Here is a 23,382-nt window from a genome sequence, read left to right as displayed (position 1 = left end):
AACATTTAAAGTTGCCGCAGCAAAACGGCTATGGTAATAAACAACATCATCTACCACTTTTTAAAATGTGAGATAATGTTCCGTTTTGAAGTGAAGTATATGATCTTTATAGAAGTGTAAGTAGTTTACCTGCGGTTTGTCTTGTTGAAAAAACTCTCTTTGGGTAAGATTTATACACTTTTTTGACAGCATGACTATCAAAAATTATATCTCCAAAACGTTTTTAGATTATCAAACACTTAAAAAGTGCTCCCAAATTTACGTATTTTTAATATTTTATAAGGATGAAATTATTTAGATTCTTTATAAATATGATTTTGATAGTTTCTATTTTTGGCCGTAGTTTTGCACGCAAATGGTGAATATGAAAAATATCCTTAAATTTTTGTGCGTATTTATTTCGATTTTCGTTTTTTCCCAGTCAAAATCTGTGAAGAAACTGCCGGTTAAAAGCGTCACGAAAACTGGAGTAAAGAAAGCGTCTGCAGGGACTAAGCCCAACCCGGATCTTGTCGTTATCCATCAGGATCTTCCTATGCTGATCCCGAAAAAGGAGAATGGAAAATTCGGATACGTGAATCAGAACGGAAAATTCATCATCAAGCCTGAATATCATATCGCGGTCTTTTTTTATGAAGATTGTAATTTGCTGAATTCTCCTAACATGAAAGCAAGGAAGTTCGGAACCGGTGACTATGCTACGGTTGAAAAAGATATGATCTCTTACCGCGTAGACAAGACAGGAAAAAGAGTGTATCAGTTCAAAGATGCTGATCTTGGGAAATGTAAGTTTGGAGACTATAAACAGCAGCTTTATCAGGCCTATGTCCTGAATGGATTTTACGGAATCATTGAAAAAGCCAAATTCGTGAACGCTGCAGATTACAGACAGTACCAGATCTATCCTCAGTATCAGTATTTATTTATCATGGAAGGTGACGACACCTCAAACCCGATGATAGTGGCTTCCCACAATGACAGATTCGGAGTAATCGATGTTAATAATAAAGTGATTATTCCCTTCGAATATTCTAATATCAAAAGAAACTTCAGCTGGAAACTGGGGAGAATGTTTGAAGTGACAAAAGACGGGACGAACTATTATTATATTGATGTGAGGAATAAGACGTATTAGTGCTGTAGGCAGTAGGCTATAAGGGATAAGCTTTTGGCGGATGGCTTTTGGCTGTTTGAAATGTGTAGAGAATGAATCTTTAGTCTTTAAAATTTCATGCAGATCAAACAAATTGAACAGATCTATATAATTGGACCAACCTCTATAACTCAAATCTCTAACCCCGAATCTCAAAACCTCGAATCCCGTATCCAAAAACCCGTAATTTTTTCGTAATTTCGCGGCTGAAATAAAGGGGTGCTTTAACAGGCTGAGATTATACCCAATGAACCTGGAACGGATAATGCTGTTTAGGGAAATTTGAAAATGTACCAATGGAACCGTATAACAATATACCAATCTCATTGCTAGACTATTAAATTAGTAAATTGCTACATTATTTAATCCGCCCCTTTTATTCATTAAATTTTAAAGATTTATAGAATGAAGGGATTATTTTTTTTAGGGCTTACCATAGGCTCTGCAGCCTTTATCCAGGCTCAAAATAAGGATTCTCTGAAGATCAGGGAAATTGAAGCGGTCAGTTTTACAAAAAGACTGCCCGTTGCTAAGGAAATCATCAACGTACAGAAAGATGTAGACAGCAGAAACCTGGGCCAGGATCTCCCGATCCTCCTGAAAAATCAAACTTCCATTATCTCTACTTCTGACGCCGGAAACGGGGTGGGTTATACTGGATTCAGGATCCGTGGGGTAGCAGGAAGAGGAATCAATGTGATGATGAACGGAGTTCCATACAACGATTCTGAAAGTCAGGGAACTTTCTTTGTCAATGTTCCGGATCTTACGAGTTCCGCTTCTCAGATTGTGATTCAGAGAGGGGTGGGAACTTCCAATAATGGGGTTTCTGCGTTTGGAGCGAGCATTAATGTGATCTCCAAAGAACCGGACGAAAAAATGTATTTCAAAACGGATGACAGTTATGGCTCATTCAATACCTATAAATATTCAGCAGAAGCAGGTTCCGGAAAATTCTGGAAAAACAGACTTTCGGTAATGGGTAGATATACAAAAATTCATTCCGATGGATATATTGACAGGGCTTCTTCGAATCTGGACTCTTACAACTTCACGGCATTATTTGAAGAAGGAAAAACAAGGCTTCGTCTGATGGCTTTCGGAGGTAAAGAAAAGACCTATCAGGCCTGGAACGGGATTGACCGACCGACCTGGGAAACGAATCCAAAGTTCAATTATTCAGGACAATATACAGATCTGGTTACCGGAGAAGAGAAGTTTTATGATAATGAGACGGACAATTACAGACAGAATCACTATCAGCTTTTATGGGAGCAGAAATTCAATGATAACTGGAGTTTAGAAACCACGCTTCATTATACGAAAGGAAGAGGATACTACGAAAACTATAAAAGAGTGGATGAAACGGATGCAGAAGCCACGCATTTTTCCAATTATAACCTCCCGGTGCCTGTAGTGAATGGCGCTCCGGTTGAAATAACCGATTTTATCAGAAAAAAATGGCTGGATAATGATTTTTACGGTGCCGTTTCCACATTGTATGGAAAGCTGGAGAATGTAGATCTTAATTTCGGCGTAGTGGCTAACCAGTATTACGGAAGACACTTTGGAAATGTGACCGGAGTTTATTTTCCTCAGATCAATGAGTATGAATACTACAGAAACCGTTCTGTGAAAACTGAATTCGCAGGTTTTGCGAAAGCTTTATGGAGAACGGGAGATCATTTTGAATTCTTTGGAGATCTTCAGCTCAGAAATATTGATTACGATACAAAGATCCTGACAGCAGGAGATGGAGAAGGAGGCAACCTTGATAAGAACTGGCTATTCTTTAATCCGAAAGCCGGTGTGAATTATAAGATTGGAAACGGAAAAGTCTTCCTCTCGTACGCCCATGCCCAACGTGAGCCGAACAGAGATGACCTGATGAGTGACAACAACGTGAAAGCAGAAAAATTACACGATTTCGAAGCGGGTATCGAAAAACAGTTTGGAATTTTATCCGTAACAGCCAATCTGTATTATATGTACTACCTGAACCAGCTGGTACTGAACGGACAACTGAATAATGTAGGCGCATTTATCAGAACAAACTCAGGGAAAAGCTACAGAAGAGGAATTGAGATCGGAGCCTTGGCTAAACTTTCCAGGCAATGGGAACTGACGGGAAATGTCAGCCTAAGCCAAAACAAGAATCTTGATTTTAATATTAAAAATAAAGGAGTTCTTCAGAATCTGGGCGATACCGAAATATCATTCTCCCCGAATGTTATTGCCAATCTGGGTCTGAAATTCAATCCTAACAAGAATTTCCAGTTTGCTTTAATGAACCAGTACGTTGGAAAACAGTATCTTGACAATACCGGTGATCAAAATCTGCAGCTGAAAGATTATTTTTTAACCGATTTTAATGCCCAGTATCACTTTACCATCGCAAATAATGATATCGCTTTGAAATTATTGGTGAACAACCTTTTCAACAAAAAATATGTAAACAATGGTGCCGTTTACAGTGGCGATCCATACTATTTTTCACAGGCAGGAACTAATTTTATGTTCGGGATCAGCTGGAAAATTCAATAATCTGCAAAATAAGTTACCAAACAGGTTTTAATACTTTCAATTTTATACATATTTATCAAAAGACTGTTTCGGCAGTCTTTTTTTATATCCGATAAATCTCTTCAAAAAGTCACGAAAAAATTATAAATTTGCTGCCAAATGAATATTTCAGCTTACATTTTAGAATATCTGAAACAATTTGGAACTGTGACGGTTCCGGGCTTCGGTGTGTTTTCGCTTAAAAACTCCAAGGCAATTATTAATTCTGAGAACGGAAGCATCCTTCCGCCCGCCAGCGAGATCGTTTTCGCGGTGGATTATGAGATACAGTCTGATGAACTGGCTGCTTTCATTGCGGCACAGAAACAGATGTCTCTGGAAGCATCCAAAAGCGACCTGAAGATCCAGACGGATTTTTGGAAGAAAAAACTTCAGGCAGATCTGGTTCTGGACATTCAAAACCTTGGATTCATCAATATTGAAGAAAATCATACCCATTTCAAAGGGAAAAGAATAGAATCCGGGCATCCGGATTTTTACGGTCTCGAAGAAATCAGGATTTCGGATATCAATAACGGTGAAAAAATCAGCACTGCAGTCAACAGGGAGAAAGATTATCAATTCAAGAAATCGATTCTCTGGATTTTCCTTCTTGTGATTCCTGTTCTGGGAATTCTGTATCTGGCATTTACCCAGCAGGAGCTTCTTTTCGGAAAAAAATCTTTTGATAAAGTTTCTGTACAGACTTCTACCCACAGAATTGTAAAAGATACGGTAAAAGCTATCGTTGCTCCCAAAACAGCAGTTTCGGATTCCCTGAAAAAAGATTCATTATCAAAACCTGCCGGGAAGGTTGTACAACCAGCTCCGGCCGTTCAAAACAACACTAAGACTCAATGGCAAAAGTAAAAAAAGCGTCAGAATCCCTGACCATCATGACCAATATTGTTCTTCCGAACGAAACCAACTCTTTAAGAAACCTTTTCGGAGGTGAACTTCTGGCAAAAATGGACCGTTGTGCTTCCATTTCTGCAGCCAGACACTGTGAAAGAAGAGTAGTAACGGCATCAGTAAATCACGTTTCTTTCAATCATCCTATCCCTGAAGGGGGAGTAGTTGTTCTGGAATCTAAAGTCTCCAGAGCTTTCTCAACTTCAATGGAGGTATATGTAGACGTATGGTTGGATGACCCGATCAATCAGAAGAAAATTCACACCAATGAAGGAATCTATACTTTCGTTGCAGTGGATGAATTCAACCGTCCTATTCCAATCCCGGATATGATCCCGGAAACAGAAGAAGAAAAGCTGAGACATGCTGCGGCAATCAGAAGAAAAGAGCTTTCCCTTATCCTTTCCGGAAGAATGAAACCTCTTGACTCTGTAGAGCTTAAAAAACTGTTCCAGGAGCCGGAAGAAACAAAGGATTCAAAGAAGGATAAGAAATAATTTTTTTACTTGACATTTGTTTGCTGAGCATTAGCGCCCCTGCGATCTTAAAAATAAAAGGTATTTACAAATCTTTGTGCGCTTTGCGTTAAAATAGAGTCACGTTTTATTATAATTATTCGTGTTTAAAAATGAAAATTCTCCTTTTAGATAAAAACCATCCTCTCATCACAGAGCAGCTTCTGGCTAAAAACTTTGTGCTGGAAGAGGATTTCGCATCTTCCTATGATGAGGTTTGCCATAAAATTGAAAATTATGACGGAATCATCATCAGGAGCAGAATTCCTTTGGATAAAAACTTTCTTGAAAAAGGGAAGAACCTGAAATTCATCGCCAGAGTAGGAGCGGGAATGGAAAATATTGATATTCCTGTAGCAGAACAATTGGGAATACAGTTGATCAACTCACCGGAAGGCAACAGAGATTCTGTAGCAGAGCATGTTGTAGGCATGTTGCTGATCCTTATGAACCGCCTTTTCATCGCTTCCAATGAAGTGAAAAACGGAATCTGGAAACGTGAAGAGAACAGAGGTGACGAGCTGCTTGGAAAAACGGTAGGACTTATTGGGTACGGAAATATGGGAAAAGCTACTGCAAAAAGATTCTCAGGATTCGGATGTAAAGTTGTTTTTCATGACATTCTTCCCGGACTTGCGGATGAGTATGCTTCTCAGGTCAGTCTGGAAGAGCTACAGCAGTCTGCAGATATTATAAGCCTGCATATTCCGCTTACTTTTGATACTCACTATCTTGTTGATGAAAAGTTTATTTCAGAAATGAAAAAAGACTTCTATTTTGTCAATACCGCAAGAGGGAAAAACGTAGAAACTAAATATTTAGTTAATGCTTTGAAGTCAGGAAAAGTAAAAGGTGCCTGTTTAGATGTGCTCGAATATGAAAAAGCATCCTTCGAAAAACTTGAAACAGAAAATGAAGATCTCAAATACCTTCTGGAATCAGAAAAAACAATTGTAACGCCACACATTGCAGGCTGGACGCATCAAAGCAAAGAAAAGCTGGCGCAGGTAATTGTAGATAAAATAGTAGCATCATATTGCTAAACCAACAGAAGTTTTGAAATGATCCTTCTCAAGGTTTTAAATCTTGACAAGGATTACAAGAATACTTTAAAGATAAGAGAGCTGAGAAGGACAACTAACCATTTGCCTGCTCAGCTCTTTCTCTTTTTACCCTTTTATAATTTCTTTTTATGTTAAATAATTCATAATGTACGCTCCGGACTGAGAATTTATTTTGAGTTTTATTAAATTGCTGCTCATTTTTTGATACTCATGACGACGCGTAATTTAGTACTTATTGTAACTGTTTTTTTATCCCTTATTTCCTGTAAAAAAGATGCTGATTCCAAAACGGCTTCAGCAGAAAATACAACGAATCTTCCGAACTATGGAAACGTAGATCTGAATAGTGTTTTTACCAAAGCTGACAGCCAGCTTGGTGACAAAGGAATACTCACGGGGTATATTGATCAGTATTACAAAAAAATCTGGGAAGGAGGAGACCTGAGTGGAGGAATTCTGGTAGCAAAAGGAGACGAAATTCTGTACGAAAACTACAGAGGTTTCGGAAGAGAAGGAAACCAGATGCCGATCGATAAAAATACGCCACTCCATGTGGCTTCCGTTTCAAAAACCCTGACGGCAATGGCGATGCTGAAGCTGGTAGAAGCCGGAAAAATCAAACTGACAGATCATCTTACTCAATATTTCCCGGGATTTCCTTATCCGAACGTTACAGTGCAAACCTTACTGGATCAAAGAAGTGGTCTTCCGAAATACGAATATTTTATCACCAAAATACAGCCGGCTCCGGCAGAACTTTCAAAACCTTTCATTACCAATCAGGATGTGCTGAATATGATCATCAAGTATAAGCCTGATCTTGCAAGAGATACAGATACAGGGTTTATGTACTGTAACACTAATTTTGCGATGCTGGCTCTTTTGATCGAAAAGATCACAAAAACTCCTTTTCCACAGGCGATGAAAGAAATGATATTTCAGCCTCTGAAAATGGAGCACACATATATTTTCCAGGAGAAAGATATTCCTACGGCGGCACAGTCTTTTTATTACGGTGGAAACAGATTATATCCTCTGGACAGACTTGATCTTATTTATGGGGATAAAAATGTCTACACCACGCCAAGAGACCTTTACAATTTCTCAAAAGCGATGTATTCAAAAGATTTCTTAAAATCTGATCTGATGCAGATGGTTTTCACGCCGTACAGCAACGAAAAGTCAGGAATGAATAATTATGGGCTCGGTTTTAGGATGAAAATTTTTGACAATGGGGAAAAGCTTACCTATCACAATGGTTGGTGGCACGGGACAAACTCTGTATTTGCACATCTTCTGAAATCCAAGGTGACGATCGTAGCCATTGGAAACAGATATTCAAATAAAGTCTATACTGCCCTTTCACTGTCTGGATTATTTGAGGATTTTCCTGCTCAGAAAGACAAACTTCACAGTGTAATGAACGACAATAAAGATACTTTGAATGCCGGACATGAAGTTTTTGGAGAATAATGTTTAATTTTGCTTAAACATATATGAAAAGACTTCTTCTATTATTCGTTATCTCTTTTCTTGTACACTCGTGTGCAAGAGTGGGGGCTCCCGTTGGTGGCCCGAAAGATACCCTGGCTCCAAAGTTTTTAAGTTCAAATATTGACACCACAAGAGTGAATGTGAAAAGAGACATTCATGAGCTCAGACTGGATTTTGACGAATATATTACCCTAAAGGATATTAATAAAAACCTGATCATTTCTCCGCCCATCAAAAATATCAAGCGGATTCTTCCTTCCAATATCGCCAATAAATACGTGATGATCCAATGGGAAGACACCCTTCAGGCGAATACAACCTATAATTTCAACTTCGGAAATTCAATTGCAGATAACAACGAAGCCAATATTCTCCGTTATTTTAATTTTGCTTTCTCTACGGGAGAGAAACTGGATGATCTGTACATCAGCGGAGACATCATTGATGCCACAGCGATTAAAAAGAAACAGGGCGAAAATAAGCTGGTTGTAGGCCTTTACCAGGTAAAAGATACCATTAATTATAAACAGAAACCGTATTACATCTCAAAGGTGGATGAAGATGGGTATTTCGAGCTAAATTATCTGACAAAAGGAAAATACAAGATCATCGCCTTTGAAGATGAGAACAGCAATTCCGTATATGATCCGGGGAAAGAGAAAATTGGGTTCCAAAAAGATCATGTAGATGTTGAAAAGTCTATTTCTGGATTAAAATTAAAAGTATATCCGTCCAAAAAGCCTTTGAAATATGTGGAGATGAAAGAAAATCCGGGCGGAGTTGTTATGACATTTGAAGGAAATCCGGAAAGTGTGAAAGTAGCCTCTGTAAACGATAAACTTCAGGATATAAAATTCACTCACCGTCCGAAATCAGATACCGTAAGGATTTGGTTTGATCCGGTGAAAAGTGATGTAGGGCAGACTGTTACTGAGAACCTTAAATTCAGCTATGATACCGGTACAAAACAGGATACCGTATCCGTTTTCTACAAATACAATAAGAAAAATGCGATGGATCTTGAGAATGATAACGGTGGTCCAGCCTTAGCTCCGAATTCTGATTTTAAGATAAGATCCAATTATATCATAGATAAGATCAGCCCTGAAAAGTGGATCTTGAAGAGTGACAGTTTAACCACTCAGGAGTTTACAGCAAAAATTTCAGAAACAGATCCGTATCAGATCATGATTCATTCAGATTTTGTACCGGGTAAAAAATATCAGCTTACCGTTCCGAAAGAGACCGTTTCATCTTATTATGCTAAAAATGTACAGTCAAAACGTTTTGATTTTGAAGCAGAAAAAGTAGATCAGTTCGGAAGTCTGGCGTTTACCATTCAGAATGCGCCGGAAGCCAGCTATTGGATTCAGCTTTTAGATGCTTCGGATAAAGTCGTTTATTCAAGATATACCAAAGGAAACAACGTAAAATTTGATATCCTGAAACCTAATGAATACATCGTTAGGATACTGGTAGATAACAACGGAAATAAATTCTGGGATGTCGCCGATTTCGAAACGGAAACCCCGGCAGAAGACTCCTATGTCTTCTACAAAAAAGCCATTGTAAGGCCACTTTGGGAAACCAAGGAAGACTGGGATCTGAAAGACACCAGAACACTGGATAACCCTAAAGGAACTGTGGTTCCTAAACCTGCAGAAGCTCCGACGGAAGAAACCCCGAAAGAAACCGTACAGAAGGAAGTAAAAAAAGAACTGAAGTCAGAATCCGGAAACGCAGTACTTACACCGGTAAAATAGAAATATGAAAACGGTAAAAAAAGTATTGTTCTGGACATTGGTCGCTTTTGCGCTGATCCAGTTTATCCCTATTGACAGGGTGAATAAACCTGTTGATAAAGCAGCTAATTTTGTGGAGGCAAAGAAAACTCCGGAGAAGATCCGGGATTTGATAAAAGGAGCCTGCTACGACTGTCATTCCAATGAAACGGTATATCCCAAATATGCTTACCTCGCACCTATCTCATGGTCTGTAAAAAGCCACGTGAATGAAGGCAGGGAACACCTGAATTTTTCCATTTGGGGTACTTATAACAAGGAATTAAAGGAGAATATGCTGAGCAAAGCTATTCAGACGGTTCAAAATAGAACGATGCCTATGCCGGGTTATATTGTGTATCACCAAGAAGCCAATCTTTCCGAAGCGGAAAGAACACTGATGGTTCAGTACTTCGAAGAGATGCTGAAATCTAAATCTTACTAAAAAAAATCCCACAGATATCACGGTAGCACAGTATTATTGAAAATTGCTATGCTTTTTGTGAGATCTGTGGGAAATATTATAGGTTTTTATTCACATATTCCTCAAAAAACTTCTTCTGAGAATCAAAAGCAATGTCATCAAGATCCAATGTACTCAAAGGAATCCAGACCGCTTCTGATATTTCAGAAAGTTCAAGACTGACCTCAAACTTTTCCTGAACAGTATACTCGTAAAAGAGATCGATGGTATTGTAATCAATTTCCTTATACTGATAGACATTCGGAAGGCTGGTCAGATACTTTAAATTTGAAATATCCACATCAAGCTGAAGTTCTTCAAAAAGCTCTCTTTTGCAGGTTTCCTCAGCACTTTCCTTCGGATCTACAAAACCTCCGGCCAGATCCAGTTTTCCTTTTTTAGGGTCTCGGTTTCTTCTGGTCAGATAGATTTCATCACCACATCGGATAACAACGGCTACTGCGCCGGCTACGTTATTGTAGAGATTAAACCCGCATTCAGGACAGCTCCATTTCTTTTCACCGTCCCAGTGAAGCGTTTCTTTGCCACAGCTTGGGCAATATTTCAATAATTTCATCTGTCTATTATTATTTTTTCAAATCCAGATGGAACTTCGTATCACTGAGCAATATTAATATTTCTCGGGTGATAATTTAGGATCACATCCCGAAGTTCTTCTGTCTTCAGATGGGTATAAATCTCCGTAGTGGTAATACTGGAATGTCCCAGCATTTCCTGAATATAACGAAGGTCTGCACCATTCTGTAAAAGGTGTGTAGCAAAAGAATGTCTGAACGTATGCGGAGATATTTTTTTGCTTACGCCCGCTTTGTCTGTTAGTTCCTTGATGATCAGAAATACGATCACCCTGGACATAGAGGTTCCACGGCTGTTAAGAAACAGCGTATCCTCATACTTTTTATTGATCTTATTGGTAGAACGTACCTCGTTGATGTAGGTTTCCAAAAGTTCTGCAGTATAATCTGCCAAAGGAACGAAACGCGTTTTATTGCCCTTTCCGTTTACTTTGATATACTGTTCTTTGAAATTGATGTTCGAAATTTTAAGGTCAATAAGTTCGGAGACACGTAATCCGCATCCGTATAGAACTTCAATGATACAATGATTTCTCTTTCCGAGATCAGAATTGGCCTCGATGGCTGCGATAATCTTGTTGATATCCGGCAGGCTCAAGGTGTCAGGAAGATATAATCCCAGTTTCGGGCCTTCAAGCAGTGATGCAGGATTGTCTTCTCTGAACTCGTCCTCAAGAAGAAACTTGAAGAAAGCTTTTATAGAAGAAATCCATCTTGCCTGAGATCTTTCGCTGAACTTCTGTTTGGAAAGATTGAAGATATATTCCTGTAAGTTTTCATAGCCTATAGTATCCGGACCGACGTTTTCCAGATCCACTATGGCATAATCTTTTAATTTTTTGATGTCTCGAATATAGGCATCGAGAGTGTTTTCTGAAAAATTTCTTTCGAAGCGAAGAAATATTTCAAAATCTTTGATCTTTTCATCCCAAGTCATTTGTGCTTATTTTTTTAGTTCACAGTCCGATATTTGTTCTATTTCAATATTATGGTTTCTCAGGAACGATATCCCGTCGTCGTCTGAATACTCATTGATATACACAAGTCTTGTAATTCCTGCCTGCAGAATCAGTTTGCTGCATTCTTTGCAGGGCGACAGCGTTAAATATAACGTGGCACCTTTTGCAGACTGAGTGGAAGCGGCCAGCTTTAATATCGCATTGGCTTCCGCATGAAGTACATACCAGTGTGTTTTCCCCTCTCCATCTTCACAGCAGTTTTCAAACCCCGAAGGTGTTCCGTTGTAACCATCTGAAATAATCATCCTATCTTTTACGATAAGTGCTCCTACCTGTTTTCTCTTACAGTAGGATAGTTTTGCCCACTCCTGGGCCATTTTTAGATAAGCTTTATCAAACTTATTCATACCGCAGCATTAGTTTTTTTCGAAATAATTTGGATTAAAAATCTTAGAAGTTAGGCTTTCTTTTCTCTAGGAAAGCGGTAACTCCTTCTTTCTTGTCTGCCAGGTCAAAAAGTTCCCCGAAATACTTGATTTCAGATTCAAAACCTTTATCCGTATCAGACAAGTTAACGGCTTGGATGGCCTTAGATATAGCCATTGGTGAGTTGCTGGCTATAATACTTGCTAATTCTTTTGTTTTGGTTAATAATTCTTCAATAGGGTATACTTCATTCACCAATCCGATTTCCTTTGCTCTTTGCGCAGGAATCATTTTGGCAGAGAAGATCATTTCGTTGGCGATACCTTTTCCTACAAGTTTAGGAAGTCTCTGTGTTCCTCCATAACCCGGAATCAATCCCAGGGTTACTTCCGGAAGCCCCAGTCTTGCATTCTCTGATGCATATCTGATGTGGCACGCCATGGCAAGCTCTAAACCGCCTCCTAATGCAAAACCGTTTACGGCCGCAATTACGGGTTTAGATGTGTTTTCAATTTTATTGAACAGGCTGTTTTGCCCGTTTCTGGCCAGTTCTTCGGCTTTTTCCTGTCCAAAATCACTGAATTCTTTTATATCTGCTCCGGCTACAAATGATTTTTCTCCGCTTCCCGTTAGAACAATTGCTCTACAGGTGGTGTCAGCGTTCAGTTCATCTATGGCCGAGCCAATTTCCTGAATAGTTTTCGCATTTAAAGCATTTAAGCTCTGAGGTCTGTTGATCGTAATGACAGCAATCCTGTCTTCTTTTTCTAATAATATATTTTCGTAACTCATTTTTCCACTTTAAAATATTATTTTCTGCAAATTATAAATTTTTTACAAAAAAAAGGAAAAAATATTGGTTTTTTTTCCTTTTAATTGATTTATCTTTCAAAATACTATTTCGAATGATTCATCATATTTGCATCTATATTGACATTAAGCTGAGATGCCACTTTCATGCCAAGTTCAATATTAGTCCTGAAAAAGTGACATAACTGGCGGTTGATGATCTCTCCTTTTTTAGGTCCGTTGATTCCTTTCATACTTCCTACGATGTTGCTGATTAGGTGTTCTCTATCCTCAGCAGTCATAGATTTTGTATACAATAATCCGGGTTGGGTATAGTGATCGTCGTCATTTTCGTTCCTGTTATAGTTGGCAACATGGGCACTGTCCAGTTCATATTCGTAATTCTTATAGGAAGGATCCGGCTTCACATCATCAAAGCTGTTCGGGAAATAATTCGGTTTGTCCTGGTATTCACTAGAGTCTGCCATGAAACCATCTCTTTGGTAGTTATTTACGGCAAAAGGGCATCGGTTCACTTCCAGCTGATGAGCATTGACTCCAACTCGATACCTGTGAGCATCAGGATAAGAGAATAATCTTCCCTGAAGCATTTTATCCGGAGAAAAACTGATTCCGTTAATCAAACTGCTTGGTGAAAAGGTAGACTGTTCAACGTGTGCAAAATAATTAACAGGCACTTCATTCAGTTCCATTTCGCCTACTTCGATCATTGGGAAATCATCATGGAACCAAACCTTCGTTACATCAAAAGGATTCCATCTGAAATCTTTTGCCTGCTCTTCCGTCATCACCTGGATAAACAAGGTCCATTTCGGGAAGTCTCCGTTTTCGATGGCGTTGCAAAGATCTTCCTGGGCAAAGTCCGGGTTTTCTCCGGCCATTTTTACCGCTTCGGCATCCGTAAAGTTTTTAATTCCCTGTTTGGTTTTAAAATGGAATTTCACCCATACTCTTTCATTCTTATCGTTGATCATCGCGAAAGTATGAGATCCGAATCCGTGCATATGTCTGTAGCCGTGAGGCGTTCCTCTGTCGGACATTAAAATAAGAACCTGATGAAGAGATTCGGGATTATGGCTCCAGAAATCCCACATCATCGTGGCACTTTTTAAATTGGTCTTCGGTACTCTTTTCTGGGTGTGGATAAAATCCGGAAATTTTTTAGCATCCTTAATAAAGAATACCGGTGTATTGTTTCCTACCAGATCCCAGTTTCCATCTTCCGTATAAAATTTTAAAGCAAAACCTCTCGGGTCTCTTGCGGTGTCTGCACTTCCTTTTTCTCCACCCACGGTAGAGAAACGGGCAAACATTCTGCATGAATTTCCTATTTTTGAAAATAGTTTGGCTTTGGTATACTGGCTGATGTCATGAGTAACCGTAAATGTTCCATAGGCACCGCTTCCTTTGGCATGTACAATTCTTTCAGGGATTCTTTCCCTAACAAAGTGCGCGAGATTTTCCTGAAGGATAAAATCCTGCAGCAGGACAGGCCCTCTTGGACCTACGGTTTGTGAGTCCTGGTGTTCAAAATAAGGAGCGCCGTTGCTTAGCGTTAATTTTTTAGAATCCATAGAGTTATGATTTGTATGATTGATTCATCTTGTAAACTGTCTTATGCAGACGTATGAAATATCAAATTTACTTGAATTTTTGATTACTAATAGCAAAAACATTTTATCTTTGTAATAGATAATATTAATCAGATGAACATTCAGCAACTGGAGTATCTTATCGCTGTAGATAAGTACAAACATTTTGGTAAAGCAGCTCAGGCATGCTTTATTACGCAGCCCACGTTAAGTGCGATGATACAAAAATTTGAGGATGAACTGGATGTGAAGGTGTTCGACAGAACTACACACCCGATCCGTACTACAGATGTAGGGCTTCAGATCATTGATCAGGCAAAGGTAATTATAGAATCTGTCAATGAGCTTAAAAATAAAGCTAATCTTCTGAATAATATTTTAGGCGGAACGATCAATTTGGGAATCATTCCTACCGTTTCCTCTTTCATTTTACCGACAGAAATCTTTAAGTTTTTGGAAGAAAACCCAAAAATCCAGATGAATGTGAAGGAAATGACCACAGATAATATTATCAAGGCCTTAAAAGCCGGTGAGCTGGATGCGGGAATTATTTCCACACCCTACGACACGGCTGATGAATTCTATCAGGATTTCCTTTTCAATGAGGAACTGATGATTTACAGCTCCAATACGGAAGCGAATAAAAAGAATTCTTATATCATCCCTGAAGAACTGAATGTTGAAAAAGTTTGGCTTCTTGAAGAAGGAAACTGTCTGAGAAACCAGTTTGAGAATATCTGTCATTTGAAAGAAAATACACTGAAGCCTAAAAATCTTGATTTCCTGGCGTCCAATATTCAAACATTGGTGCATATGGTAGACAAGGTAGGCGGAATCAGCATTCTGCCGGAACTGGCATTGAGTCAGCTTTCTGATGAGCAGAAAGAGAATGTGTTCAGATTCAAAAAACCTTTCCCTTACAGAGAGATCAAGATCATCTATTATAAGCCGACATTCAAGCAGAAGATCATAGATGAATTGTCTCATTCTATCAAGAGCTCTTTAGAGCAGAAGCTTAATTATCACATCAACCCGAAAGAGTTTGTGAGCATTAAGCCGCAATGAACTAAGAAGTCCGCAAAGTGATATAAATCATTAATTTTAAGAAAATTATAATTAATAAGCAAAAATCTTGAGTATTAAAAAAATAGTACTTAAATTTGCAGACGTTTATAAACGAGGAAAAATTTGACCTGATTGCAACCTCTCTAAAAATATGCTAAAACAGTATTCTTTTTTGGGCAATTTATTCTTATTTTTCTTCACTTATTTTAATCTAAAAAACAAAGAATAATATGTCTTATCTATTTACATCTGAATCCGTTTCAGAAGGACATCCGGATAAAATTGCCGACCAAATTTCCGATGCATTAATCGATCATTTTTTAGCATACGATAAAAACTCTAAGGTAGCTTGTGAAACCCTTGTAACGACAGGTCAGGTAGTACTTGCCGGGGAAGTGAAGTCTGACGCCTATCTTGATGTTCAGACTATTGCAAGAGACGTTATCAACGGAATAGGCTATACAAAAGGAGAATACATGTTCAACGGTGATTCTTGTGGGGTAATCTCTGCAATCCATGAGCAGTCTCCGGATATCAACCAAGGGGTAGACAGAGCAGTAAACGACGAATCTTTCGAAGCTAAGGCAAACGCACAGGGAGCCGGTGACCAGGGGATGATGTTCGGTTACGCAACCAACGAGACGGCTAACTATATGCCTCTTGCTTTAGACCTTGCCCACACGATCCTTAAAGAACTTTCTGTATTAAGAAGAGACGGAAGCGAAATCGCTTACCTACGTCCTGATGCAAAAAGCCAGGTGACTATCGAATATTCTGATGACCACAAACCGGTAAGAATTGATTCTATCGTGGTTTCTACACAGCACGATGACTTCGGTACTGAAGAAGAAATGCTGAACAAGATCCGTGAAGATATCAAAAGTATCCTGGTTCCAAGAGTAGTGGCTCAGCAGACTGAAGAGATCAAGGCGTTGTTCAATGATCAGATCAAATATCACATCAACCCTACAGGGAAATTTGTGATCGGTGGTCCTCACGGAGATACAGGTCTTACTGGAAGAAAAATCATCGTAGATACCTACGGTGGAAAAGGAGCTCACGGTGGGGGCGCTTTCTCCGGAAAAGATCCTTCAAAAGTAGACCGAAGTGCTGCTTATGCGACAAGACACATTGCTAAAAATTTAGTGGCTGCAGGAGTAGCTGATGAAGTTTTGGTGCAGGTTTCTTACGCAATCGGTGTCGCTGAACCTTGTGGACTATATATCAACACCTACGGAACTGCGAAAGTAGATATTAACGACGGTGAAATTGCTAAGAAAGTGTCTACCATCTTCGATTTAAGACCTTATGCTATCGAGCAGAACTTGAAATTAAGAAACCCTATCTATCTGGAAACGGCTTCTTACGGACACATGGGGAAAGAGCATTATACCGCTGACAAAACATTTAATAAAGGTCAGAAAAATGAAATTACCCTTACAGGACTTGAGTTCTTTACCTGGGAAAAACTTGACAAAGTAGATGAAATTAAAGCCGCTTTCGGTATTTAATTCTTCTTCAGAAATAATAAATAAGGCTGCTTTATCTTTGGGTAAGGCAGTTTTTTTTAATTTTACACCTTAAATAATTTAGAGATGATGAATTTTAGAGCTGCAGCTGCTATACTATTTGTATTTTTCCTGAGCATAATGGCAAAGGCACAGTACACCATGCATAAAATGGTTACCGTGGGGTATACCTACCAGAACCAGAGCTTTGGAGAAGTGGGGGGCAAGTTGCTTTTCCTGAAGAATGATGATGTAATATATAGGCTTGGCGGATCTGCTCTGATGGGGTCAGCCGGTTCCAAATTTGCGATCATGCCAAAATTACAGGCTGATGTCATGCTTAATTTTGAGAAAAATGTAGACTTTTATCATTCCTACTATCTTCTGGTAGGTGCGGAGGGAACCAATAAATATATTGCTCCGAAAATAGGGGTTACACTTTTCGGGATTCTGGACCTTGCCGGAGGATACGCTTTCCCGATCGGAGAGGCGCGTTTGAACGGAAAAGAGATGAAAGGGTTAAATGTTAATTTAACATTAAATATCCCTACCGTCTTTATTCATGATATGTTTAAATAAGTTTTTTTACATTTTTATCGTAAAAATTTAATAATTGCTTAACAGTTATTAAAAAATTATTATATTTACACCATATAATAATTGTACCGCCTATTGATTTTACTTTACTCCAAAAAACTGTTTTGTATTTACAGCTAGGGCCAGATAGAATATCTGGAGAATTGCTGGTCTGCAAATTTTTTATTATTGAGAAGAGTTATGAAATCAAAAACGGACAGCCTACTAATTTCCCTTTACCAGAAAGGAGACGAAGAAGCCCTATCAGCCCTTATTCATCGTCATCAGAGAGAACTGTTTACATTCATTTTTTACAAAATTAATGATGAAGACCTGGCCAATGATGTTTTTCAGGATACATTCATGAAAATCATCCTGATGCTGAAAGAAGGACGGTATAACGAAGAAGGTAAATTTATTCTTTGGGCAAAAAGAATCGCACACAACCTTATCATCGATCATTTCAGACTGAAAGCGAAAAACGTTAAAGTTTCGGAAACCACTTTTGAAACAGACGAGTATTCTATTTTTGATCTGATCAGAGAACCATCGGAAAACATTGAAGATCAGCTGGTAACCCTGCAGATTCAGGAAGACCTTTTAAGGATGCTTCAGTTTCTGCCACAGAACCAGCAGGAAGTCATTAAATTAAGGTTTTTTGACGGGCTGAGCTTCAAAGAAATTGCGGACCATACCAATATGAGTATCAATACCACATTGGGCAGAGTACGATATGCACTCATCAACCTGAGAAAAATCATGGACGAAAATAATATTGTATTGACACGTTAGGATAATAATTTCAGAAAATTCACGTTTAAAGGAAAACATGCTTTCGCCTATGAAAAAAAATGATTCCTTAAAAGTGAAAACTTTGAAACCTAAGAAACAAACCATTGATTTTCTACTGAATTACTCAAAAAGTATTGAAGTGGTACCAACCAAAAACAAGAATTTCCCAATTTCCAAAAATTAAATTGAGTAATTTTGTGCTGTATGAAAATTCAGCACATTTTTTTTGACCTGGACAATACGCTCTGGGATCACCGTAAGAACGCATATCTTACGATCAAAGACCTTTTTGAAAAGCAGGAAATCACTTTACATTATCATATCGACTTTGAAAGCTTCCATACCGTCTATCATGACATCAATGAAAGCCTTTGGGAGAAAATCAGAGACGGCCTTATCGATAAAGAATATCTGAGAAAGCACCGTTTCTATGATACTTTCAAACATTTTGGAGTGGATGATGAGGAGCTTTCCCAATATTTCGAGGAACATTTTCTGGATAAAATCCTTAACCACAACGAGCTGGTAGAAGGTGCAGAGTACATTTTGGAATATCTGAAATCCAAACACTATACGCTGCATATAATTTCCAACGGATTCAAGGAAGTGACGGAAAGGAAATGTGTTCTTTCCGGAATCGATAAATACTTTAAAACCATCACCAGCGCTGATTCTGTAGGGGTGAGAAAACCCAATCCAAAGATCTTTGAATATTCTCTCGGACTGGCAGAAGCGAACAAGGAGGAAAGCATCCTGATCGGCGACGACTGGATCGCAGATGTGGTAGGTTCTCAAAACTACGGGCTTGATGTGATCTTCTTTGATGTATACAAAGAAAATAAGCAGGAAGAAGGGCTTAAAGCCATTACGCATCTGTTGCAGATCAAAGAATACTTATAAAAATACAGTTTTTCAGGAGCTGTAATAAACTGAATTTTTGAACCATTAAGATGATGGAAGGTTTTAAGTTTGATGAAGAAAAGTCAAATGATTTTTTTGGCAGCAGCCTTCCTAATTTTCTTAAGCACTTATCGTATCTTAATGGTTCAGATATTTTTCACTATTTATTCTCCACTTTCCGTTTTTCCTAATTCTTTCCTAAATTGATTCTGAACTTTGCTCCATCATAAATACAGAAAAAATTTAACATTATGAAAAATTTTAGAAAAATCACAGGAGCGCTTGTTATACTATTCTTAATGGCAGGCGGATTTATTTTTGCACAGGACAAAGCGATTAACGCGAACCAACTTCCAAAAACTGCCAAGACTTTCCTTGCTACCCATTTTAAAGGGATTACAGTAGGATCTGCTATTGAAGACAGGGAAATCTATGGCGTTGACGAATATCAGGTATATCTTGCTAACGGTACAAAAGTAGAATTTGACAGTAAAGGAAACTGGAAGGAAGTAGACGGAAAACATCAGAAGCTGCCTTATGGATTTATTCCGGCATCGATCAGAAATTATGCAGCTAAAAACTTCCCAAACACCTATATCGTTAAGATAGAAAAAGAAAGATGGTCTTATAAAGCCGAGCTTTCAAACGGACTGGATCTTGAATTTGACAGAAACGGAAATTTCAAAAAAATAGACGATTAATTCAAATTAAATAACCTGAGTCCGGAAGAAGGTTGGAAAATGGAAGCTGGAGGATGGAAGTGGTTATCCGGGAATAAGTTCAACCGTCTTCCTTCCCATTTTTCATATATTTGATAAGCCAATACTGCAGCATGAAGATATTAATCGTAGAAGATGAGCCGGAACTGAAAGACACTGTACAGACTTTTCTGGAAGCAGAACATTTTATTGTGGAATTTGCCCTTTCCTACAGTGCCGGGCTGGAAAAGATTATTTCGTATGAATATGACTGCATTCTTCTGGACATCATGCTCCCGGACGGAAATGGTATGGATCTGCTGAGAGAAATCAAGAATCTGCACAAAAAAGATCCTGTGATTATTCTATCGGCGAAAGATTCTGTAGATGATAAGGTCGCAGGACTGGAGATCGGAGCGGATGATTATCTGGCGAAACCTTTTCATCTTGCTGAGTTAATGGCGAGGATCCGTTCGGTGATCAGAAGAAAGAATCAGGATGGCGAAAATACCATCACGTATAAAAATATCAGCATCGATCCTGAAAACAGAACGGTAAAAGTAGGTAATGAAGAACTGATCCTCAACCGTAAGGAATATGATCTGCTGTACTATTTTGTGATTCATCCGGAAAAAACGCTGCAGAAAACTACTTTAGCTGAAGCCATCTGGGGAGATTATATAGATCAGGCAGACAGTCTGGATTTTATCTATTCACAAATCAAAAATCTCCGCAAAAAACTGAAAACGTTTAATGCAGAAGCCGATTTCCAGGCCGTTTACGGAATAGGTTATAAATTTGTCTGATGAAAGTTTCGTTAAAATACTACACTATCAAATACATGATCGTGATCCTGCTGCTCATCATTGCAGTATGGGCAGCGCTCTTTTACGCATATATTCTGGATGAAGTGTATGATAATGTAGATGACGGACTGAAAGACAGAAAAATACAGATTATTAAAGCGGTGTATCACGATCCCAAGCTGTTGGACAGTAAGGATTTTGGATTTAATGAATTTAAAATCAAACCGATTTCAGAATCTGAGTATAAAGACAAGAACCGGCTTTATAACAAGATGTTTTATATGGAGTACGACGACAAAGACCAGCCTTACCGCGTACTTGAGACCGATTTTATAGATCAGTTCGGAAAACGCCAGAGGCTTGAAATACGAACCTCTACGGTGGAGCAGGATGAATTGGTGTATGACCTGACTACGGCTTTGATCGTGTTGTACATTCTTCTTGTGATAAGTATTTTGGCCGTCAATGGCTATCTGCTGAATAAAGCGATGCGGCCTTTCTATACCATTCTTGACCGGCTTAAAAAATATCAGTTCGGGGTTTCTGCTTCCAATGAGGCCCAAAATTATTCCATCAAAGAATTTGAAGAACTGAATGTGGAAATAGAGGAAATGATTGAGCGTAATGAATTGGTCTTCCACCAGCAGAAACAGTTCATTGAAAATGCATCACATGAACTTCAGACACCTTTGGCTATTGTGATTAATAAAATTGATCTCGTGATTCAGAATGATGATCTGGACAAAAAGAATATGAATTTCCTTACCGAAGTAAAAGGAGATCTGAGAAGAATGGCGGGACTGAATAAATCCCTCCTGATGCTTTCAAAAATAGAAAACAGCCAGTTCAATAAAACGTCAAAAGTTGATTTTAATGAAATGATTGCGGAGCTGGTGAAAAGCTACGAAGACTTTATTGAGTTTAAAAAAATTAAAGTCAGCATTATGGAGAAAGGATTCTTTGGAGCAGACTTTAACCCTGATCTGGCAGAGATTCTGCTTTCCAATCTGCTTAAAAATGCAGTGAAGTATAACAGCCACGATGGAGATGTCAATATCATCATAGAAGACAACAGACTGGTCTTTCAGAATAGCGGTAGCGGTGTTCCTTTGGACAAAACACAAATCTTCAACCGATTTTATAAGCAGGGTTCAGACCACAGTTCTACCGGTCTGGGGCTGTCTATCATCAGGACTATAACAAAACAATATCCCGGATGGGATATTGTCTATGAGTTCCAGGATGGAATGCACTGTTTTATTCTTTCGAAAAGCTAACTGTCATTTATTTTTCCTGAATCAAAATATTGGGAGATGAAGCGGGATGATTTTTAAACAAATACCGATATCTGGAATCTTCGTAGGCACTTATAATAAACCTGTCCCGATTATTGTTCTGAACTTCATGAAAGTTTTTCAAATCAATGAAATCTTTTAGTTCAAGAACCTGGTCTTTGTATAAAACATAGTTGAAAAAGCGGGTAACTTTTCCTGAGTCTTCAGGATTTCTGCTTTTGAGAGTGATCGTCTGCTTTAAGAACAAACCATTTTCATTTTTATAGATCAATTCATCCTTAATATTGATATATCGAGGTTCTTTTTTGCATGAAATCAAAACAAGAAGAATAAGTAACCCTATATTTTTATTACAATAAAATTACAAAAAAACAAAAGCCTTTCGATGGGAAAGGCTTTTTTATATTTAAATAGCAGGCTTTAAATTCCTAAGCTTGCTCTCACTTTTTTAATGGTGTTGGTAGCAACCACTCTTGTTTTTGCTGCCCCTTCCTGCAATTTTGCTTCCAGCTCGTCCAGATTGTTCATATAATACGTGAACATTTCTCTTTCTTTTGCAAAACGGGTTAAGATCAGATTTAACAGTTCTAATTTGGCGTGCCCGTAACCGAAGTTTCCGGCCAGATATTTCGCTCTTAATTCCTCCGTCTGCTCAGGAGTGGCGATCAGTTCATAAATCGCAAAAACCTTATCTGTTTCAGGGTCTTTTGGTTCTTCCAGACCTTTAGAGTCGGTTTCTATACTCATCACCTGTTTCTTCAGCTCCTTTTCAGGAAGAAAAATGTTGATGATATTTCCCATGGATTTTGACATTTTACGGCCATCTGTTCCGGGAACATATTTCGTGTCTTCCTGAAGCTCAGACTGAGGCAGTACAAAAACTTCTCCCATCTGATTGTTAAACCTTGAGGCTACATCACGGGCGATTTCCAGGTGCTGAAGCTGATCTTTTCCTACAGGAACTATTTCTGCATCATACAGTAAAATATCTGCAGCCATCAGAATAGGGTAGGTAAACAGCCCGGCGTTAACGTCCTGAAGTCTGTCTGCCTTATCCTTAAACGAATGGGCAAGGGTTAATCTCTGGTAAGGAAAAAAACATGATAAATGCCAAGAAAGTTCACAGGTTTCAGGGATATCACTCTGTCTGTAAAAATATGTTTTTTCTGTATCCAGCCCACAAGCAAGCCAAGCCGCAGCGATCTCGTAGGTATTTTGTTTTAAAACCTGCGCATCTTTAATCTGGGTAAGGGAGTGAAGATTCGCAATGAATAAAAATGATTCATTTCCTTCCTGTTTGGAAAGTTCAATAGCAGGAATGATCGCCCCAAGGAGATTTCCAAGATGGGGAGTTCCGGTGGCTTGAATGCCGGTAAGAATTCTTGACATTTGTTTTGGGTTTATAAAAATTAATG

Annotated in this window: 23 protein-coding genes; 16 read left to right on the top strand and 7 right to left on the bottom strand. The window is 38.6% G+C overall.

The features are described from left to right. Positions 1-364: 364 nt before the first annotated feature. The 8 genes from LC419_RS20255 (at position 365) to LC419_RS20220 (ending at position 9,926) form a co-directional block, all read left to right on the top strand. Entirely contained in the window at positions 365-1,135 is a 771-nt protein-coding gene (locus LC419_RS20255) for a WG repeat-containing protein (RefSeq protein ID WP_223609048.1), read from the top strand. 423 nt (positions 1,136-1,558) lie between these two features. After that, complete coding sequence (locus LC419_RS20250; protein WP_223609047.1) at positions 1,559-3,697, top strand: TonB-dependent receptor; 2,139 nt, start codon at positions 1,559-1,561, stop codon at positions 3,695-3,697. 138 nt (positions 3,698-3,835) lie between these two features. Further along, the gene (locus LC419_RS20245; RefSeq protein WP_223609046.1) at positions 3,836-4,585 is read left to right on the top strand and encodes a hypothetical protein; all 750 of its coding nucleotides are present in this window, start codon (positions 3,836-3,838) and stop codon (positions 4,583-4,585) included. Continuing rightward, positions 4,573-5,124, top strand: coding sequence for an acyl-CoA thioesterase (locus LC419_RS20240; RefSeq protein ID WP_034726956.1), 552 nt, complete (start codon positions 4,573-4,575; stop codon positions 5,122-5,124). The genes LC419_RS20245 and LC419_RS20240 overlap by 13 nt, the downstream gene beginning before the upstream one ends. 131 nt (positions 5,125-5,255) lie before the next feature. Further along, a complete protein-coding gene (locus tag LC419_RS20235) occupies positions 5,256-6,185 on the top strand; it encodes a 2-hydroxyacid dehydrogenase (RefSeq protein WP_223609045.1) in 930 nt (309 codons plus the stop codon). A 231-nt stretch (positions 6,186-6,416) separates the two neighbouring features. Next, a complete protein-coding gene (locus tag LC419_RS20230; RefSeq protein ID WP_223609044.1) occupies positions 6,417-7,679 on the top strand; it encodes a serine hydrolase in 1,263 nt (420 codons plus the stop codon). A gap of 23 nt (positions 7,680-7,702) precedes the next feature. Next, complete coding sequence (locus LC419_RS20225; protein WP_223609043.1) at positions 7,703-9,463, top strand: Ig-like domain-containing protein; 1,761 nt, start codon at positions 7,703-7,705, stop codon at positions 9,461-9,463. Positions 9,464-9,467: 4 nt separating this feature from the next. After that, positions 9,468-9,926 carry a heme-binding domain-containing protein gene (locus LC419_RS20220; protein ID WP_223609042.1) on the top strand — a complete coding sequence of 153 codons (459 nt, stop codon included), beginning with the start codon at positions 9,468-9,470 and terminating at the stop codon, positions 9,924-9,926. Between the two features lie 76 nt (positions 9,927-10,002). Here LC419_RS20220 and LC419_RS20215 read toward each other — a convergent pair whose 3' ends face one another. The 5 genes from LC419_RS20215 to LC419_RS20195 form a co-directional block, all read right to left on the bottom strand. Further along, positions 10,003-10,521 (bottom strand): NUDIX domain-containing protein, encoded by a 519-nt coding sequence (locus LC419_RS20215; RefSeq protein ID WP_223609041.1) that lies wholly within the window; start codon positions 10,519-10,521, stop codon positions 10,003-10,005. 41 nt (positions 10,522-10,562) lie between these two features. Further along, positions 10,563-11,477: a site-specific tyrosine recombinase XerD gene (gene xerD, locus LC419_RS20210; RefSeq protein WP_223609040.1), complete on the bottom strand. Its 915-nt coding sequence runs from the start codon at positions 11,475-11,477 to the stop codon at positions 10,563-10,565. A gap of 6 nt (positions 11,478-11,483) precedes the next feature. Beyond that, on the bottom strand, positions 11,484-11,906 hold the full coding sequence (locus tag LC419_RS20205) for a dCMP deaminase family protein (RefSeq protein WP_034692520.1): 423 nt from the start codon (positions 11,904-11,906) through the stop codon (positions 11,484-11,486). A 43-nt stretch (positions 11,907-11,949) separates the two neighbouring features. Further along, complete coding sequence (locus LC419_RS20200) at positions 11,950-12,717, bottom strand: enoyl-CoA hydratase/isomerase family protein (RefSeq protein WP_223609039.1); 768 nt, start codon at positions 12,715-12,717, stop codon at positions 11,950-11,952. A 104-nt stretch (positions 12,718-12,821) separates the two neighbouring features. Continuing rightward, positions 12,822-14,309: a catalase gene (locus LC419_RS20195; RefSeq protein ID WP_223609038.1), complete on the bottom strand. Its 1,488-nt coding sequence runs from the start codon at positions 14,307-14,309 to the stop codon at positions 12,822-12,824. 132 nt (positions 14,310-14,441) lie between these two features. On the opposite strand from LC419_RS20195, the gene LC419_RS20190 reads away from it, so the two are divergent. The 8 genes from LC419_RS20190 (at position 14,442) to LC419_RS20155 (ending at position 21,949) form a co-directional block, all read left to right on the top strand. Next, complete coding sequence (locus tag LC419_RS20190) at positions 14,442-15,392, top strand: LysR substrate-binding domain-containing protein (RefSeq protein WP_223609037.1); 951 nt, start codon at positions 14,442-14,444, stop codon at positions 15,390-15,392. A gap of 230 nt (positions 15,393-15,622) precedes the next feature. After that, positions 15,623-16,903: a methionine adenosyltransferase gene (metK, locus tag LC419_RS20185; RefSeq protein ID WP_223609036.1), complete on the top strand. Its 1,281-nt coding sequence runs from the start codon at positions 15,623-15,625 to the stop codon at positions 16,901-16,903. An 84-nt stretch (positions 16,904-16,987) separates the two neighbouring features. Further along, complete coding sequence (locus LC419_RS20180; protein WP_223609035.1) at positions 16,988-17,479, top strand: hypothetical protein; 492 nt, start codon at positions 16,988-16,990, stop codon at positions 17,477-17,479. Between the two features lie 198 nt (positions 17,480-17,677). Next, a complete protein-coding gene (locus tag LC419_RS20175; RefSeq protein WP_034726967.1) occupies positions 17,678-18,268 on the top strand; it encodes an RNA polymerase sigma factor in 591 nt (196 codons plus the stop codon). Positions 18,269-18,472: 204 nt separating this feature from the next. After that, a complete protein-coding gene (locus LC419_RS20170; protein ID WP_223609034.1) occupies positions 18,473-19,168 on the top strand; it encodes a YjjG family noncanonical pyrimidine nucleotidase in 696 nt (231 codons plus the stop codon). 251 nt (positions 19,169-19,419) lie between these two features. Then, a complete protein-coding gene (locus LC419_RS20165; RefSeq protein WP_223609033.1) occupies positions 19,420-19,869 on the top strand; it encodes a PepSY-like domain-containing protein in 450 nt (149 codons plus the stop codon). Between the two features lie 131 nt (positions 19,870-20,000). Further along, positions 20,001-20,672 carry a response regulator transcription factor gene (locus LC419_RS20160; protein WP_223609032.1) on the top strand — a complete coding sequence of 224 codons (672 nt, stop codon included), beginning with the start codon at positions 20,001-20,003 and terminating at the stop codon, positions 20,670-20,672. Further along, positions 20,672-21,949 carry a HAMP domain-containing sensor histidine kinase gene (locus tag LC419_RS20155; RefSeq protein WP_223609031.1) on the top strand — a complete coding sequence of 426 codons (1,278 nt, stop codon included), beginning with the start codon at positions 20,672-20,674 and terminating at the stop codon, positions 21,947-21,949. Before LC419_RS20160 ends, LC419_RS20155 begins: the two co-directional genes overlap by 1 nt. Before the next feature lie 7 nt (positions 21,950-21,956). Here the strand turns inward: LC419_RS20155 and LC419_RS20150 are convergent, their stop codons facing one another. Together LC419_RS20150 and trpS are read right to left on the bottom strand one after the other, a co-directional pair. Beyond that, entirely contained in the window at positions 21,957-22,238 is a 282-nt protein-coding gene (locus LC419_RS20150) for a hypothetical protein (RefSeq protein ID WP_223609030.1), read from the bottom strand. A 149-nt stretch (positions 22,239-22,387) separates the two neighbouring features. Continuing rightward, entirely contained in the window at positions 22,388-23,356 is a 969-nt protein-coding gene (trpS, locus tag LC419_RS20145; RefSeq protein WP_223609029.1) for a tryptophan--tRNA ligase, read from the bottom strand. Between the last annotated feature and the right edge of the window lie 26 nt (positions 23,357-23,382).

This window comes from Chryseobacterium sp. OSA05B, from assembly GCF_019970065.1.
Lineage (GTDB): Bacteria > Bacteroidota > Bacteroidia > Flavobacteriales > Weeksellaceae > Chryseobacterium.
This window is presented reverse-complemented; position numbering and strand designations above follow the sequence as displayed.

Bases quoted from the DNA above. Each gene is read 5' to 3' on its own strand.
- LC419_RS20225 (WP_223609043.1), top strand. From the start codon at position 7,703: ATGAAAAGACTTCTTCTATTATTCGTTATCTCTTTTCTTGTACACTCG.
- LC419_RS20230 (WP_223609044.1), top strand. From the start codon at position 6,417: ATGACGACGCGTAATTTAGTACTTATTGTAACTGTTTTTTTATCCCTT.
- LC419_RS20235 (WP_223609045.1), top strand. From the start codon at position 5,256: ATGAAAATTCTCCTTTTAGATAAAAACCATCCTCTCATCACAGAGCAG.
- LC419_RS20245 (WP_223609046.1), top strand. From the start codon at position 3,836: ATGAATATTTCAGCTTACATTTTAGAATATCTGAAACAATTTGGAACT.
- LC419_RS20205 (WP_034692520.1), bottom strand. From the start codon at position 11,906: ATGAATAAGTTTGATAAAGCTTATCTAAAAATGGCCCAGGAGTGGGCA.
- xerD (WP_223609040.1), bottom strand. From the start codon at position 11,477: ATGACTTGGGATGAAAAGATCAAAGATTTTGAAATATTTCTTCGCTTC.
- LC419_RS20220 (WP_223609042.1), top strand. From the start codon at position 9,468: ATGAAAACGGTAAAAAAAGTATTGTTCTGGACATTGGTCGCTTTTGCG.
- LC419_RS20180 (WP_223609035.1), top strand. From the start codon at position 16,988: ATGATGAATTTTAGAGCTGCAGCTGCTATACTATTTGTATTTTTCCTG.
- LC419_RS20190 (WP_223609037.1), top strand. From the start codon at position 14,442: ATGAACATTCAGCAACTGGAGTATCTTATCGCTGTAGATAAGTACAAA.
- LC419_RS20175 (WP_034726967.1), top strand. From the start codon at position 17,678: ATGAAATCAAAAACGGACAGCCTACTAATTTCCCTTTACCAGAAAGGA.
- LC419_RS20165 (WP_223609033.1), top strand. From the start codon at position 19,420: ATGAAAAATTTTAGAAAAATCACAGGAGCGCTTGTTATACTATTCTTA.
- LC419_RS20160 (WP_223609032.1), top strand. From the start codon at position 20,001: ATGAAGATATTAATCGTAGAAGATGAGCCGGAACTGAAAGACACTGTA.
- LC419_RS20170 (WP_223609034.1), top strand. From the start codon at position 18,473: ATGAAAATTCAGCACATTTTTTTTGACCTGGACAATACGCTCTGGGAT.
- LC419_RS20195 (WP_223609038.1), bottom strand. From the start codon at position 14,309: ATGGATTCTAAAAAATTAACGCTAAGCAACGGCGCTCCTTATTTTGAA.
- LC419_RS20255 (WP_223609048.1), top strand. From the start codon at position 365: ATGAAAAATATCCTTAAATTTTTGTGCGTATTTATTTCGATTTTCGTT.
- LC419_RS20200 (WP_223609039.1), bottom strand. From the start codon at position 12,717: ATGAGTTACGAAAATATATTATTAGAAAAAGAAGACAGGATTGCTGTC.
- LC419_RS20155 (WP_223609031.1), top strand. From the start codon at position 20,672: ATGAAAGTTTCGTTAAAATACTACACTATCAAATACATGATCGTGATC.
- LC419_RS20215 (WP_223609041.1), bottom strand. From the start codon at position 10,521: ATGAAATTATTGAAATATTGCCCAAGCTGTGGCAAAGAAACGCTTCAC.
- trpS (WP_223609029.1), bottom strand. From the start codon at position 23,356: ATGTCAAGAATTCTTACCGGCATTCAAGCCACCGGAACTCCCCATCTT.
- LC419_RS20240 (WP_034726956.1), top strand. From the start codon at position 4,573: ATGGCAAAAGTAAAAAAAGCGTCAGAATCCCTGACCATCATGACCAAT.
- metK (WP_223609036.1), top strand. From the start codon at position 15,623: ATGTCTTATCTATTTACATCTGAATCCGTTTCAGAAGGACATCCGGAT.
- LC419_RS20250 (WP_223609047.1), top strand. From the start codon at position 1,559: ATGAAGGGATTATTTTTTTTAGGGCTTACCATAGGCTCTGCAGCCTTT.